Annotated in this window: 14 protein-coding genes; 6 read left to right on the forward strand and 8 right to left on the reverse strand. The window is 38.2% G+C overall.

The window, feature by feature from the left end; genetic code table 11:
- Nucleotides 1-156: 156 nt before the first annotated feature.
- The gene (gene lipB / locus CW736_RS00810) at nucleotides 157-852 is read right to left on the reverse strand and encodes a lipoyl(octanoyl) transferase LipB (protein ID WP_101012112.1); all 696 of its coding nucleotides are present in this window, start codon (nucleotides 850-852) and stop codon (nucleotides 157-159) included.
- 51 nt (nucleotides 853-903) lie between these two features.
- The gene (locus CW736_RS00815; RefSeq protein ID WP_101012113.1) at nucleotides 904-1062 is read right to left on the reverse strand and encodes a YqaE/Pmp3 family membrane protein; all 159 of its coding nucleotides are present in this window, start codon (nucleotides 1060-1062) and stop codon (nucleotides 904-906) included.
- Between the two features lie 198 nt (nucleotides 1063-1260).
- On the opposite strand from CW736_RS00815, the gene lysS reads away from it, so the two are divergent.
- The 3 genes from lysS to CW736_RS00830 all read left to right on the forward strand — a co-directional run bounded on the left by lysS (nucleotide 1261) and on the right by CW736_RS00830 (nucleotide 4095).
- Complete coding sequence (lysS, locus tag CW736_RS00820) at nucleotides 1261-2952, forward strand: lysine--tRNA ligase (protein ID WP_101012114.1); 1692 nt, start codon at nucleotides 1261-1263, stop codon at nucleotides 2950-2952.
- A gap of 118 nt (nucleotides 2953-3070) precedes the next feature.
- Nucleotides 3071-3478 (forward strand): hypothetical protein, encoded by a 408-nt coding sequence (locus tag CW736_RS00825; RefSeq protein WP_157810850.1) that lies wholly within the window; start codon nucleotides 3071-3073, stop codon nucleotides 3476-3478.
- Between the two features lie 245 nt (nucleotides 3479-3723).
- Nucleotides 3724-4095: a hypothetical protein gene (locus CW736_RS00830; protein ID WP_101012116.1), complete on the forward strand. Its 372-nt coding sequence runs from the start codon at nucleotides 3724-3726 to the stop codon at nucleotides 4093-4095.
- A gap of 146 nt (nucleotides 4096-4241) precedes the next feature.
- On the opposite strand, the gene hemL is transcribed toward CW736_RS00830, so the two are convergent.
- The 4 genes from hemL to CW736_RS00850 are packed head-to-tail and all read right to left on the reverse strand — an operon-like array spanning nucleotide 4242 to nucleotide 7676.
- Nucleotides 4242-5534: a glutamate-1-semialdehyde 2,1-aminomutase gene (gene hemL, locus CW736_RS00835; protein WP_101012117.1), complete on the reverse strand. Its 1293-nt coding sequence runs from the start codon at nucleotides 5532-5534 to the stop codon at nucleotides 4242-4244.
- Between the two features lie 13 nt (nucleotides 5535-5547).
- On the reverse strand, nucleotides 5548-6387 hold the full coding sequence (locus CW736_RS00840) for a glucosaminidase domain-containing protein (protein WP_101012118.1): 840 nt from the start codon (nucleotides 6385-6387) through the stop codon (nucleotides 5548-5550).
- Complete coding sequence (locus tag CW736_RS00845) at nucleotides 6371-7339, reverse strand: 1-aminocyclopropane-1-carboxylate deaminase/D-cysteine desulfhydrase (RefSeq protein ID WP_101012119.1); 969 nt, start codon at nucleotides 7337-7339, stop codon at nucleotides 6371-6373. The genes CW736_RS00840 and CW736_RS00845 overlap by 17 nt, the downstream gene beginning before the upstream one ends.
- Nucleotides 7332-7676, reverse strand: coding sequence for a hypothetical protein (locus tag CW736_RS00850; RefSeq protein ID WP_232735374.1), 345 nt, complete (start codon nucleotides 7674-7676; stop codon nucleotides 7332-7334). The genes CW736_RS00845 and CW736_RS00850 overlap by 8 nt, the downstream gene beginning before the upstream one ends.
- 117 nt (nucleotides 7677-7793) lie before the next feature.
- Between CW736_RS00850 and CW736_RS14185 the strand changes: the two genes are divergently transcribed.
- From CW736_RS14185 to CW736_RS00860, 3 genes are all read left to right on the forward strand, one after another.
- Nucleotides 7794-7955 (forward strand): DUF5522 domain-containing protein, encoded by a 162-nt coding sequence (locus CW736_RS14185; RefSeq protein WP_198519325.1) that lies wholly within the window; start codon nucleotides 7794-7796, stop codon nucleotides 7953-7955.
- A 6-nt stretch (nucleotides 7956-7961) separates the two neighbouring features.
- Complete coding sequence (locus CW736_RS00855) at nucleotides 7962-9965, forward strand: urocanate hydratase (protein WP_101012121.1); 2004 nt, start codon at nucleotides 7962-7964, stop codon at nucleotides 9963-9965.
- 112 nt (nucleotides 9966-10077) lie between these two features.
- The gene (locus CW736_RS00860; RefSeq protein WP_101012122.1) at nucleotides 10078-10617 is read left to right on the forward strand and encodes a DUF4136 domain-containing protein; all 540 of its coding nucleotides are present in this window, start codon (nucleotides 10078-10080) and stop codon (nucleotides 10615-10617) included.
- 197 nt (nucleotides 10618-10814) lie between these two features.
- Here CW736_RS00860 and CW736_RS00865 read toward each other — a convergent pair whose 3' ends face one another.
- Complete coding sequence (locus CW736_RS00865) at nucleotides 10815-13217, reverse strand: hypothetical protein (RefSeq protein ID WP_101012123.1); 2403 nt, start codon at nucleotides 13215-13217, stop codon at nucleotides 10815-10817.
- Nucleotides 13192-14226, reverse strand: a complete 1035-nt coding sequence (locus CW736_RS00870) for a hypothetical protein (RefSeq protein ID WP_101012124.1) — start codon at nucleotides 14224-14226, stop codon at nucleotides 13192-13194. The genes CW736_RS00865 and CW736_RS00870 overlap by 26 nt, the downstream gene beginning before the upstream one ends.
- Between the last annotated feature and the right edge of the window lie 35 nt (nucleotides 14227-14261).

A 14261-nucleotide genomic window follows, 5' to 3' on the forward strand; every position in this document is an offset into this window, starting at 1 on the left:
AATCAAGACTTGATCAAACTCTGCATAAAAAAACCCGTCAACTTTTATCAATCACGATTATGGTATCAGCTGCTAAAATTAAGTTGTGATCTACAGATTAGGTATCCATATAGTCTGCATAAATGAAAGCATTTAATCCCAACAATTAGCAACGACTTAAACCAACTCTGCCTCAAAAAGCTCTGCAAAGTACCTTTTGATTTTAGATTTCACTTCTTCTAGGTCTACCTCTCTTTTGAGTTCCGCAGCTAGTGAGGTGACCGCTTTATCATCAATACCACATGGAATGATATGATCAAAATAGCCCAAATTGGTATTCACATTAAAGGCAAAGCCATGCATAGTCACCCAGCGACTTGCGCGTACTCCCAATGCACAAATCTTACGAGCAAAGGGTGTTCCTGGATCCAACCAAACGCCAGTTTCTCCATCGCTACGTTCTCCTTTAAGGCCATAGTCAGCTAAGATTTTAATAAAGATTTCTTCTAGAAAACGAAGGTATTTGTGAATATCGGTAAAGAAATTATCCAGATCTAGAATAGGATAACCAGTAATCTGACCTGGCCCGTGATAGGTAATATCACCACCGCGATTGATCTTGTAAAAAGTAGCTCCTATTTTTTCCAATAGAGCTTCATTTGCTAGTAAATTTTCAAGGTCGCCACTTTTACCTAGGGTATAAACATGATCGTGTTCTACAAAAAGTAAATGGTTGGAAGTTTCCAGTCCAGCATCCTCTCGTCTGTTTTTGATTTTAGTATCTAGAACAGTCTTAAAAAGCTGTTCTTGATAATCCCAAGTTTCTTTGTAATCCTTGCGACCTAGATCCTGGAAATTTACTTTTTTGTTCATGTTACAAAGGTAAAAGTAAGAAGTCAGTTTACCTTAAAGAAAGTGTGGGATTTACCTATCTGGATTATTCAAAATAATCAATGCAGCAATCACACCAGGAATCCAGCCTAATAGGGTAAGTATAAAAACAATAATTATAGAACCGCAGCCTTTGCCTATGACGGCTAGTGGCGGGAAAATAATGGAAAGGATAACACGCCAGACGCTCATACTCTAGTTACTTGTTAGTGGTTAATCGATTGTAATTTGCAGTCGCAACTTACAAAATAAAGTTTTAGAAGTACTAAAAACTTTATTTGCTTCATTTATTAAAACGGCGACTGATAACTTAAAATAGGACTGTATTAAAACCATTTTGTTACACCATTTAACCAAGTTATCTTTGCAAGCTTAATTCAAAGAAACAATATGCAACTTTCTGAACAAGAAATCGTACGCCGTGAGAAACTCGGCAAGCTGCGTGAGATGGGAATAGACCCTTATCCAGCCGCACTTTATCCAGTAGACTCTACCTCTAAAAAGATAAAAGCAGATTTCAAAGAAGGTAAACAGGTAGTTATTGCTGGACGTTTGATGCGTAAGAAGATACAGGGAAAAGCTTCTTTTGGAGAAATTCAAGATGCCGATGGACGTATTCAAGTTTATTTTAACCGCGACGAGATTTGTCCTGGAGAAGATAAATCCATGTACAATGATGTGTTTAAAAAGTTACTTGACCTTGGAGACTTTATAGGGATCAAAGGAGAGCTTTTTACAACTCAAGTAGGAGAGATTACAGTCAACATTAAGGAATATACCTTATTGAGTAAAGCCCTAAAACCTTTACCACTCCCTAAAACAAATGCCGAAGGAAAGAAGTATGACGAATTTAACGATCCTGAAATGCGCTACCGACAGCGCTATGCAGATCTTGTCGTAAACCCACATGTGAAGGAAGTGTTTATTAAAAGAACCAAGCTTTTTAATGCGATGCGTTCGTTTTTTAACGACCGTGAATATTTTGAAGTAGAAACGCCTATCCTACAACCTATTCCTGGTGGAGCTGCAGCAAGACCATTTATCACGCACCACAACTCGCTGGACATGCCGCTTTATATGCGTATTGCAAATGAGTTGTACTTAAAAAGATTGATCGTAGGTGGTTTTGACGGTGTCTATGAATTCAGTAAAAACTTCCGTAACGAAGGGATGGATCGCACGCACAATCCAGAATTTACAGCTATGGAAATATATGTAGCCTATAAAGACTACAACTGGATGATGGACTTTACAGAAGAGCTTTTGGAGCATTGTGCGGTGAGTGTGAATGGAGCAACTACCAGCCAATTTGGAGAACACACAATTGAATGGAAAGCACCTTACCCGAGAGTAACCATGCGCCAGTCGATTATTGATTTCACAGGTTTTGATATTGATGGGAAAAATGAGGAAGAGTTGTTCGCTTTCGCGAAAGCGGAAGGAATAGAAGTCAACGCTACCATGGGGAAAGGAAAGTTAATCGATGAGATCTTTGGAGAGAAATGTGAAGGCAACTACATACAGCCTACTTTTATCACAGATTATCCTAAAGAAATGTCTCCCTTATGTAAGCAACACCGAGATAATCCAGAATTAACCGAGCGTTTTGAATTAATGGTTTGTGGTAAGGAAATCGCAAATGCTTATTCAGAGCTAAACGATCCTATAGAACAAAGAGAGCGTTTTGAAACCCAACTTGCCCTTGCCGATCGTGGTGATGACGAGGCGATGTTTATCGATCAAGACTTCTTAAGAGCACTGGAATACGGTATGCCTCCTACTTCTGGATTGGGAATAGGAATGGATAGATTGATCATGTATTTAACTAATAATCCATCGATTCAAGAAGTGCTGTTCTTCCCACAGATGAAGCCAGAAAACACTATTTCAATAGAGCTTAATGAAGAGGAACAATTGGTTTTTGATTTGCTTTCTAAGTCAGGAAAAATCGAATTGAACGCATTAAAAGATCAAACTGGATTAAGTAATAAGAAATGGGATAAATCTATCAAAGGACTGACCGGCAAAAAAGCAGCTAAAGTTTCTAAAACAGATGAAGGGCTTTTTGTGGAGGTTGCTTAATCCCCACTACAACAGTTAAAAACCTGCTTATCATCACTGATAAGCAGGTTTTTTTTGCCCTAAATGAAACCATAACTAAAATGTCAGGTCATAGAATGGTAACATAAAATACAAACACATGAAAAAGATTTTGTTTTTAATGAGCCTCCTAGCGGTAGGAATTTCGCAGGCACAAGACGCTAAAAGAGATCGCAATCCAGAACAAGTAGCCTCTATTCAGTCTAAAAAAATGACCTTAGCTTTAGATCTCGATGCTAAGCAACAAGCAAGAGTTGAACAACTGTTATTAGTCAACGCAAAAGAACGCCAGACTCATAAAATGAACAAGAAAGATAGAGCGCAACTTAACGATCTTGAAAAGCTTACAAGAATGGAAACCATGCTCGACAAGAGGATCTCCGTGAAGCGTGAAATGAAAAGCATTTTAAATGCAGATCAATATAAGAGTTGGGAGAAAATGATGGCTAAAAGAGCAAAAATTAAAGGCGGGAAAAACAGAAGAGGTGAAAGAAGAAATCCTAGGTAGCCTGATTACTTATAACAAACACCCATTAACGTATAGCTATTAAATTAATACATGCTGGTTTCTTAATTGAAGCCAGCATTTTATTTAGAATCCCTTTTGCCCCTTTCATGGAATCTGATCATTACAACGCTACGATTTCATAAAATCTATCATATCTTGAATAATTTGAGGGGGAAAGAAAAGTCAAAATGAGCTCTCGGTATCCAATTAAATCCTTACTTTTAAAAATTATAACAAATAAGATCATGAAGAAATTACTTTTTATAGTTGCGATCCTTGCAGGATCTTTATCTTTTGCTCAACAGGAAATAAGCAATTCACAACAAGAATTGAGTAAAAATACGAGTGCAAGAGTTCAAGCATTTAATGAAAAAATAGATACTAAAGTGGCTGCGATTGTTGAGATCACAAAGCTGGACAAAAAGAAACACTCAGAACTTAAAGAAATAGTTGCTACTAAAGAAATGCTATTGATACGTCTCGATCGTGAAGGAAACGAAGCCCAAGATTATCAAGGACGACGTAACGATATCATGAATAACTACCAAGAGCTGATGAAAAAATTATTAGGGGAATCAAAATTCAACTTACTTCAAAGCAGTATAAGTCCTAAATAAAAAGGGGGCTCCTAAATAAAAAAACCGTTCTTGAATAAAGAACGGTTTTTTTTATGTTTTCATTTCAGCTGTCTTAAAAGGAGTGAGTTTCCCGGTTAGTTCGCTACAGCAATTTTGCAATGCTTATAGCGCACACCATTATAGGATTACCACTTTGCTACCACTTCCCTACTGGCCTCAATAGTTTTATCGAGATCTTCATAACTCAAGGCATCATTTAAGAAATAGGATTCAAAAGCACTAGGTGGTAAATAAATACCTCGCTCTAGCAAGCCGTGAAAGAACTTCTTAAACCAGTCGTTATTACCAGTTGCTGCACTAGCAAAATCAACTACTTCTTGATCTGTGAAATGTACCGACATCATCGATCCATAACGATTGATCTGGTAATCAATTCCTTTTTCAGAAAGTACGCTGTCTATTCCTTTATGGAGGTACTCGGTTTTAGCAGCTAAGCTATCAAAAACTTCAGGATGATTTTTCAAATGAGACAACATCGCTAGACCAGCACTCATCGCCAGCGGATTCCCGCTTAAGGTTCCTGCTTGATACACTGGTCCTAATGGAGCCAGGTGGTTCATTATTTCTTGACGAGCAGCAAACGCCCCTACAGGCAGTCCGCCGCCTATCACCTTACCATACGTAACTATATCTGCTTTTACACCAGTAGTTTCTTGTGCACCCCCTTGAGCCAGTCTAAAACCAGTCATTACTTCATCAAAAATAAATAAAGCGCCGTTTTCATCGCACAACGATCTGATGCCTTCTAAGAAACCTTCTTGGGGTGGGATACACCCCATGTTTCCAGCAATAGGTTCTATAATTACACAGGCAATCTCCCCTTTGTTTTTCTTAAATATATCAGCTACCTGATCTAAGTTATTATAGGGTGCCAGTAAGGTGTCTTTTGCAGTACCTGGAGTCACGCCAGGACTATTAGGACTACCAAAAGTCACTGCACCACTACCCGCTTGAATCAAAAAGGAATCACTATGACCGTGGTAACATCCAGCAAATTTTATGATCTTGTCTCGCCCGGTATAACCTCTAGCAAGTCTTACGGCACTCATGCAAGCCTCTGTACCAGAATTCACCATTCTGATTTGATCCACGTTAGGAACCATAGAAAGGGCGAGTTTTGCAATTTCTGTTTCAATAGCGGTAGGCATTCCATAAGAAGTACCTTTTTTTGTTGCGTTGATCACGGCCTCTACAACAGGCTCAAAAGCATGACCTAAAATCATAGGCCCCCATGAGGCGATGTAATCTATAATTTGATGACCGTCTTCTGTTTGTAAATACGCACCTTTTGCGCTTTCTACAAAAACAGGGTCACCCCCTACGGCATTAAAAGCTCTTACTGGAGAGTTCACCCCTCCAGGGATATATATTTTTGCTTCTTGAAAAAGCGCACTACTTCTTTGGTAAATAAATGACATGAAAATGGATTAATTATTCAACAATAAGCACTTGGCCTATGTTTAACTCGTCTGATTTTAGTCTATTGAGCTTTTTAAGTTGTTCAATAGTGATGGCGTATTTTTTTGAAATCCTGTATAAGGTATCTCCCTTTTCGACAACGTATTCCTTATTATAACTAGTCGTATTTTTTTCTTTTACTTCCTCTATGACTCTAGGTCTCTCATCAACGGACTTACCCAAAGCGATATTATCATATTGATACAACTCGTACCGTTCAATAAGACTGATCAATTTTTCAGGATACCTTTTATCAGTTGCATAACCAGCTTCTCTCAAGCCGTTTGCCCAACCTTTGTAGTCGTCTTTTTCTAATTCAAAAAGTCCTGCATAACGGCTGCGGTCTTTTAGAAACAAAGAGTGATCTCTATAAGAATAACTCGCATCATTATACGTTCGAAAGCATTCCTGAGCTTCATCATCGTCATGATAGATACGTCCACCGATCCATCCCGTATGACACTTGATTCCAAAATGATTATTTGCTTCTACAGCTAGTCTTCCACTACCAGAACCGCTTTCTAGAATTCCTTGTGCAAGAGTAATACTTGCCGGGATTTTATAAAGTTTCATTTCTTGAATAGCAACATCTTTAAAATCCTCCACATAGTTGGCAACCTTATCTGTACTGCGTGTTGATGTTGTTGTAATGGTAACCTTATCCTCTTCCTGTGAAACTACTGGTGCTTTAGGAGTCGTTGTGGTTCTTTTTGATTTTTGCTTGGTTGTTCTAACGTGCTTCTTAGAGCCGCAAGAGACCAAAAACATTCCAGCTAATAGCAAGGAACAAAGGAGTCTAAAATTGATTTTCATAACTAAGCTTAAGGCGTCGTTTTTTTTCTAGCATTTTATTATATCCAACGATGGATTGCAGACCGCCAGTATGGACAGCTAAAATACGAGTTTTACCTTTGATAACGCCACTTTCAACCATTTGTTCTATGCCGTACATCATTTTTGCAGTATAAATAGGTTCTAATGGGATTCCATAAGGGTTTTCTATAGTTACGCTTTCGCGAAAGCGAGTATTCATATAATCAATTAACCGATCATCAGACTTTGCATAACCGCCAAAAGTCGTTTCATTCACCACCTCAAAATCCCTTCTGAGGGTATATTGTTCTATCTCTTTTTTTATAAAATCTCCTTTTAAAGCAGAAAAAACAATAATTTTTTGATGTGGTGAAGCACTGTTGATAATTCCAGCAGCTGTACCGCCAGTCCCAGCAGCTACGCAAATCATATGGTAATAGGTGGTATCGTATTCTGTGAGAATTTCTTCCGTTCCTCGTACCGCAAGACTGTTTGTTCCACCTTCTGGAATGTGGTAGTACGAGCCAAAAATAGCTTCCATCTGCAGCTGAAATGCTTTAGTGTCTTTCTCTCGGTAGGCTTCCCTTGAAACAAAATGAAGCTGCATACCATTTTCATGGGCGTTTTTTAAAGTGCTGTTATAAGCAAATGTCTTTTCCAGATCCTTAGCTAACTCTTCTCCACGTATCACCCCTATAGTATGTAAACCCAGAAGTTTTCCTGCTGCTGCAGTTGCTGCGATATGGTTAGAAAAAGCACCGCCATACGTCAGAATAGTTTGCCTACCTTGATTTTGAGCCTCAAGAAGATTGTATTTGAGTTTGCGCAACTTATTCCCTGAAACCTGTTTGTGGAGCAAGTCTTCTCTCTTTATGTCCACCTCAATTTCTGAATCTGGAAAAGATTTGAACTTTTGATTAACAGAATCCTTTGGTGTAAAAAGCCTATTCATACACATACTTTTTACTGTAAAACTTCAAAAACGACCACAACTTTCGGTTATTTAGATCATTGAGATCTGCTTCATTGGCAAAAGCTTCTCTTTCAAGGACGATATCCCTATAAGCCTTATGGTGGTTTTTAACTTTTAAAAACTGAATCAAATAATCCATGGTGTACCTTATATAAAAAAGCAAACCTAAAAGCTTTTTCTGCTGTGCCGCATGAATATGTTCCTGATTCATAACAACAAAGTCCTTTGCATATTCCTTTTGCTTTACTAACAAAAATGGCCACAACTTCCTGCCGTTATAATTGCTCGAGTATTTAATTTTTAAAGGAAACATCATTACAAAGTTATTGAATTAAGAAGCAGCTATAAACTTTAATACGGAATCATTTTTTTCCTTGCTAAAACAACTCTTTATCCATTCCTTTTTGTCTTTATACTGTCGTATTTTTATAAAATGAAAAAAATTATTCCGGTCGAGGAAGGCGATTATTATACGACGCCACAAGGATACCGTTGTTTTACAGAGCAATACCACCTTAAAAGAGGTTATTGTTGTGAAAGCGGTTGTCGTCATTGCCCATACGGTTATGATAAGAAAACAAACAGCCAAAATTAAGATTTCATGAATAACAACAGTTCTATAGCAGGCTTTCGCGAAAGCATACAAACAGGTATTCCTGAAACATTACCAGCAGCTTATCGATACGATCCTGATGTGAATCATGCTCCTAAACGTAAAAAGATTCTTACTCCTGATGAAGAAAAACTGGCTTTGCGCAATGCTTTAAGGTATTTTGATCCCAAACATCATGAGTTATTATTAGCAGAATTCAAAGAAGAACTAGATACTTACGGCCGTATTTACATGTATCGTTTTATGCCGGAGTATGAGATTAAAGCAAGAAATATAGCAGATTATCCAGCGCAGTCACAACAAGCCGCTGGAATCATGTTGATGATACAAAACAACCTCGATCATGCCGTTGCACAGCACCCGCACGAGTTGATCACCTATGGTGGTAATGGAGCTGTTTTCTCTAACTGGGCGCAGTACCTTCTTACCATGAAGTACCTCAGTGAGATGACTGACGAGCAAACCTTAGTCATGTACTCTGGACATCCTATGGGATTATTTCCTTCTCATAAAATGGCGCCACGTTGTGTAGTAACTAATGGAATGATGATTCCTAACTACTCAAAACCAGACGACTGGGAAAAGTTCAATGCGCTAGGGGTTACACAATACGGACAGATGACCGCAGGTTCTTTTATGTATATAGGACCACAAGGAATTGTTCATGGTACTACCATCACCGTTCTCAATGCCTTTAGAAAAATTAAAAAAGAACCTACAGGAAATATATTTGTTACTTCAGGATTAGGCGGCATGAGCGGGGCTCAACCCAAAGCTGGAAATATAGCTGGTTGTATTACTATTTGTGCAGAGGTAAATCCTAAAGCCGTTCATACCAGACATTCACAAGGATGGGTGGACGTAGTGGTACGCAATACGGCAGATTTAATCTCAAGAATAAGAGAGGCGCAAGAACATATGGAAACCGTATCCATTGCTTTTGAAGGAAACGTAATTCACGTTTGGGAAGCGCTTTATGATGCGCAAATTCATATCGCTATAGGCAGCGACCAGACCAGTTTACACAACCCTTGGGCTGGAGGTTACTATCCCGTAGACCTTTCTTTTGAGGAGTCTAACCATATGATGAGTAATCAACCCGACCAATTTAAAATAGAAGTGCAAAAGTCGCTACGACGTCATGTTGATGCCATCAATAAACACACAGAAAAAGGAACCTATTTCTTTGACTACGGGAATGCATTCTTGCTAGAGTCAAGCCGTGCTCATGCTGATATTGAAGGGGTAGGCAAAGAATTCCGTTATTCTTCTTATGTCCAAGACATCATGGGACCCATGTGTTTTGATTATGGTTTTGGACCCTTTAGATGGGTTTGTGCCTCCAATGATCCAGAAGATCTTAAGAAAACAGATCAAATCGCGACTACGGTACTAGAACAATTATCTAAAGAAGCGCCAAAACGTACCCAGCAACAAATGCAGGATAACATTAAATGGATCAAAGGAGCGCAAGAAAACAAATTAGTAGTAGGCTCACAAGCACGTATTCTTTATGCAGATACCACGGGGAGGATTGAAATTGCCCGAGCGTTTAACAAAGCTATTGCTGACGGAAAAATAGGACCTGTTGTTTTGGGACGTGACCATCACGATGTTTCTGGAACGGACTCACCTTATCGAGAAACCTCTAATATCTATGACGGCTCTCGTTTTACTGCAGACATGGCGATTCAGAATGTCATAGGGGACAGTTTTAGAGGTGCTACTTGGGTTTCTATTCATAATGGCGGCGGCGTAGGCTGGGGTGAAGTGATCAATGGTGGTTTTGGAATGGTAATTGATGGGAGTAAAGAGTCAGAAAATAAATTGGAATCCATGCTGTTTTGGGATGTGAATAATGGTATCGCTCGGAGAAACTGGGCACGAAATGAAAATGCTGTTTTTACTATAAAAAAAGCTATGGAAACAAATCCAAATTTAAAAGTCACGATTCCTAATTTGGTCAGTGATGATTTGATAAACAAGGTCTAACCTGTTGGTGTTAACAGTCTAACTATTTATTAGTTCAACACTTTGAAGAACTCAGTACTAGAAAACTTAGTTCAAGAAGCTCCATACAAACTCCAGCATAACAAAAAAAGTAATGAAAAAACTATTTACTCTTCTCGCAGTAATTGCCTTATTAGCAAGCTGTCAAACCGTGCGTGTCTCACAAGATTATGCCTTAGGTACTCCATTCAACAACTATCAAACATATGCCTATTACAAAAAAGGCGTGGATGAGGCAAAAATTTCAGAATTAGATAAGAAACGAATCTTAAGAGCTATCGATACAGAAATGGCAGCAAAAGGATTTACAAAATCTGAAAACCCAGACCTATTGGTCAGTATTTTCACAGACTCTAAAGAACGTGTTGATGTATACAACAACAACTGGGGTTGGGGCTTTGGTTACGGCTGGGGCTGGGGCGGCGGCTTCTGGGGTAATAACATGAGAAACAATGTCACTAGAACTACCGAAGGTATTCTCTACATAGATTTAATAGACGCTCAGAAAAAAGAATTGATCTGGCAAGGAGTTGGAAAAGCACCGCTGAAATCTACTCCAGAAAAGAAGGTAGAACGAACTAATGAAATCGTAAAAGAAATCTTACAACAGTTTCCACCAATGCCTAGAAACTAGGATCGCATCAACTATAAAAAGTCCCATTTCATTAAGTTGAAATGGGACTTTTTTGTTTAAACTGATGTTATCATGATGTACGATCTTACCCTTAAAGACAAAAAGGGATAGTTTCTTACCTTATCTTTTTTGTTCGATCGAAGTCTCCTTTTATTTAAGTATGCTATCTTTTTATTTAGAAGAATATTATTTTAGAATTACTCCACATAATTCTTAAACCAAGAACATTCCTTCAGCACCTCTTTATAATATGCGGTATCAGAATAGCCGTCTTTCAATTGATTGAAATAAGCTTTGTGCTCCCCACAAATATGAAGCTTATAGGTATTCCTATCATTATCATAACCTCCATCTTCACAGCTATTGGTTTTGGCGAGCATAAACAGTACAGCCGCTTTTGTTTCCTTAGAGCCTCTCTCTGAGTTCAGTCCTTTTAAGAGGTACTTATTTGCTTGTTCCAAAATGAAACTATCATCTGGAACTTCTTCTTCAGCGTCTTCATCACCATAGCTAGAGGTGTTCAACGTATTGCGATGGTCATTGGTGATGTAATAAGCACTGTTCATAAACCAGCCTTTATGACTCATATTGTACCAAGCGTTACCTATCATATAATAGTAATCAGCGGCTTTATCTGGATCGATCTGTGCAAGCTGTTTTAGTCGCATCAGTGTTTGCGCTAATTGAATCTTGTTGTCCTTATAAGATTCGCGTTTTGTTTTGGAATTAATATCTTTTGCATTTTCTCCCAGAATATTGGAATAGGTAACATGAAGGTCATTTGAAATGGAAGTAAAAGGCACATTCATATACTCTTTAATCGAGGCAGAAAACAACTCTGTACGCACCGATTCTTCCCAAAAAACTTCTGGCTTTTTTACTTGCTTGAATTCGATAATTGCCTCTTCTAGCTGGTCTCTTCTCAAGTAATATGTGCCTCGTAGATCGTGAACATAATCTTTAGGCTGCGTTTTCATTCGTTGTTTAACCGTCTTTTCAAATGATGTGGGATAAGGCAGTCCAACAAATACGTCAAAATTATTGATGTACTCCTCTTTCAGGTAAAAATGTTTAGCATCGTACTCCCAACTACTCCCGTGTAAGTTCCCTACTCCAGTCCAATCATATGGTTGATCATTTGAATAAGAGTTATAATCTACAGAGGCCAATACGCTCGTGATCGGATTTCCAGCATCTTTATACAACGCACTGATATGATTGAAAAAAGCTGCTACCGTAGGCTTATGAGTTCGCAATTCTTCATCAAGAGCGATACGTTCATAAATTTGATTGATTTTTTTTCTATCCAAAGATTTAATGCTCATAAATTGAACCGCTGTTTTTAACCTTTTAAAATGCTTTTTATATGCAGGCCCAGGACTTAATGCAGCTATATAGCTTAAGGCTGATTTACTTTCATTTTGATACAAATAAGTGGTAGCTAATACCAGTGACCATACCTCTTTATTTTTAAGCTTTTCATCGTTGAGAATGGCTGTTGTAAAAAGTTGCAATTGGTTTGCATAGCCCTCGACAGGTTCACTTTCATCGTAATAACCCGACTCGTTATGTTCAAAAATACTGGATTGCATTTGATCTAAATACCGTACAGCAAGCACTTCTAAATAAGGCGAATTCACATTATTGCGAGCGATGTTTTCCATTTCACGTAGAACAGAACCACGACCGTGAAAGGCTTTGAAAAAACTCTTCACATCCATATTTTTATTTGCAGCAACAAATTCTGGGTTGTTCTCTAATAATTCCCAATTCAAAAACCTTAAACTGATACCGCAGGTGCTGCGTCTATCTGGTAATTGATCATAAACTTCTAAGTAGGAAGTCGCTGCTAAAACCTGAAGGTTTTGATGATAGGCTGCACCAGCCATTTCTTCCATAGCACGATAGTAAATGTATTTATAATCGCTTGTTTTTTTAAGGATGGTGTAGAAATACCTGATCGCTGCTTCATTCTCCTGAAGGTAATGTGCCATTTTTACAGCTTGAAACCCTGCTCTATTGCGCATAAAGTCGTCAGGAGCCTTGGCAGCAAGCTCTAGTGCCTGAGAAAGTAATTCCCTTTTATCTGCTGTTTTTTGTTGCTCTTGATACTCAGATCGCTCCCCTTGATACCAGCCGCTACCGCCAGAGGTGTCACTAGACGTATGTTGCGTCTGTTTAGCAAGGACTAGATATTCTTTAAAAAACTGGAATTTTTTATTAGTAAGTTTTCGTCCTAAATCATCATCATAGGTTTCAAAACCTTTTTCTCCTAAAAACCATTCTAAAGGTCTTGTATAAATAATACCTCGCAGTTCTGCTTCAGTAAATTCGCCATCAAAGTAGGTGACCCATTCTTGTATATTGATCGATGGTAGGCTACTGTATATATTATCGCAAAATGGGTTGTCTGGACAATTTAAAAAAGCGTGAAAATCTTTATTGACCAAAGAAAATTGGTCGATAATGGGATAGTAACTATCCTCCCAAGCTGGGTCCCAACCACAAAAAGCTCCTGTGGTATTATTCATAGTGCTACCAAAGCCTAAGACAGGAAATAAAAACAACCATATTTTACTGAGCAAAAGACGATAGTTCATCAGAAGAGAATTTTAAAGTTAATGGGGAATTGATATGATAGAAAATAGTCTCATAATCAGCGTTTGATCCAGAGGCTTTTTTGATCAGGGAAGAGAGTTCTTGAAGTTTTTCTTTGTTCACCGTTTCTACCCTTAAGTCGTCGCCTTTATAAATAAATATGCCGTTGATATAAGAGTCTGATGTGGCTTTATAGCTGTTTTCTTTTCCCGCTTTCGCGAAAGCGGACTCCATCAAACTAGGAGTAAGATCTCTAATAAGCCCTTTGAGTTTTCCATCTCTGTAAAGAACCCCCCATTCAAAAAGCGGTAGTGCCACATCGTAAGGCAACGGGTAGTCTTCTAGCTGCTCTAGATATTGAGCGGTAACCTCATTGCTTATTATGGAATTAACTTCTTCTACATCACCCAAATCGCCTACATTATACACCATTAAAACCACTCGATCCACAGGAGGCACACCAGTGCGCTCCTTAAATTTTACTTGATGAAGCCTCAAAGTAGAACTGATGACATAACCTGGCATTTCTTTTTTTAAGATTCTTAAAAAGTTAAAAAAATTGGTCTTGGTACGATCGGTCCAATCACAATCAATCTGTATTTGTTTCACCGCGACTTTACCCGTCAAATGTTTATTTTGAATGCGTTTGATCTTCTCTGCCGTGTTTTTAGCTAGTTTATTTAAGTTCTTTCTACCTGCATCTTTATGTAGAAAAACCTCGTTGCGTATATAAACTACAGGGATAATTTCTTGAGCTATAATTTGTAACTCCTCATCAAACTGAATGGTTGCTATTGGAAATACACTATTGGCTCTTTGGTCCACTACTAAATCAAAAAAGCGCACATATTCTTTATAAGTACCACCATCTTTGATCAACTGATCTGTTTTCTCTGTAGGATGATAGGTGGTACTCCAGTGGTAAAAGGAGTAGTTGTCGCCTGTTTTTATATCTTTTTTACAAGAAATAAAAACCGCTGCAAAAAGAAAAAGTGGAATAATATGACGCATGTAGTAACCTTCAAAAGAAGGTATAAAGATACTAT

It is taken from the genome of Nonlabens sp. MB-3u-79 (assembly GCF_002831625.1).
In the GTDB taxonomy this organism is placed as follows: domain Bacteria; phylum Bacteroidota; class Bacteroidia; order Flavobacteriales; family Flavobacteriaceae; genus Nonlabens.

Bases quoted from the DNA above. Each gene is read 5' to 3' on its own strand.
- CW736_RS00830 (WP_101012116.1), top strand. From the start codon at position 3,724: ATGAAGAAATTACTTTTTATAGTTGCGATCCTTGCAGGATCTTTATCT.
- CW736_RS00840 (WP_101012118.1), bottom strand. From the start codon at position 6,387: ATGAAAATCAATTTTAGACTCCTTTGTTCCTTGCTATTAGCTGGAATG.
- CW736_RS00860 (WP_101012122.1), top strand. From the start codon at position 10,078: ATGAAAAAACTATTTACTCTTCTCGCAGTAATTGCCTTATTAGCAAGC.
- CW736_RS00825 (WP_157810850.1), top strand. From the start codon at position 3,071: ATGAAAAAGATTTTGTTTTTAATGAGCCTCCTAGCGGTAGGAATTTCG.
- CW736_RS00845 (WP_101012119.1), bottom strand. From the start codon at position 7,339: ATGAATAGGCTTTTTACACCAAAGGATTCTGTTAATCAAAAGTTCAAA.
- CW736_RS00855 (WP_101012121.1), top strand. From the start codon at position 7,962: ATGAATAACAACAGTTCTATAGCAGGCTTTCGCGAAAGCATACAAACA.
- lipB (WP_101012112.1), bottom strand. From the start codon at position 852: ATGAACAAAAAAGTAAATTTCCAGGATCTAGGTCGCAAGGATTACAAA.
- hemL (WP_101012117.1), bottom strand. From the start codon at position 5,534: ATGTCATTTATTTACCAAAGAAGTAGTGCGCTTTTTCAAGAAGCAAAA.
- CW736_RS14185 (WP_198519325.1), top strand. From the start codon at position 7,794: ATGAAAAAAATTATTCCGGTCGAGGAAGGCGATTATTATACGACGCCA.
- lysS (WP_101012114.1), top strand. From the start codon at position 1,261: ATGCAACTTTCTGAACAAGAAATCGTACGCCGTGAGAAACTCGGCAAG.
- CW736_RS00865 (WP_101012123.1), bottom strand. From the start codon at position 13,217: ATGAACTATCGTCTTTTGCTCAGTAAAATATGGTTGTTTTTATTTCCT.
- CW736_RS00870 (WP_101012124.1), bottom strand. From the start codon at position 14,226: ATGCGTCATATTATTCCACTTTTTCTTTTTGCAGCGGTTTTTATTTCT.
- CW736_RS00850 (WP_232735374.1), bottom strand. From the start codon at position 7,676: ATGATGTTTCCTTTAAAAATTAAATACTCGAGCAATTATAACGGCAGG.
- CW736_RS00815 (WP_101012113.1), bottom strand. From the start codon at position 1,062: ATGAGCGTCTGGCGTGTTATCCTTTCCATTATTTTCCCGCCACTAGCC.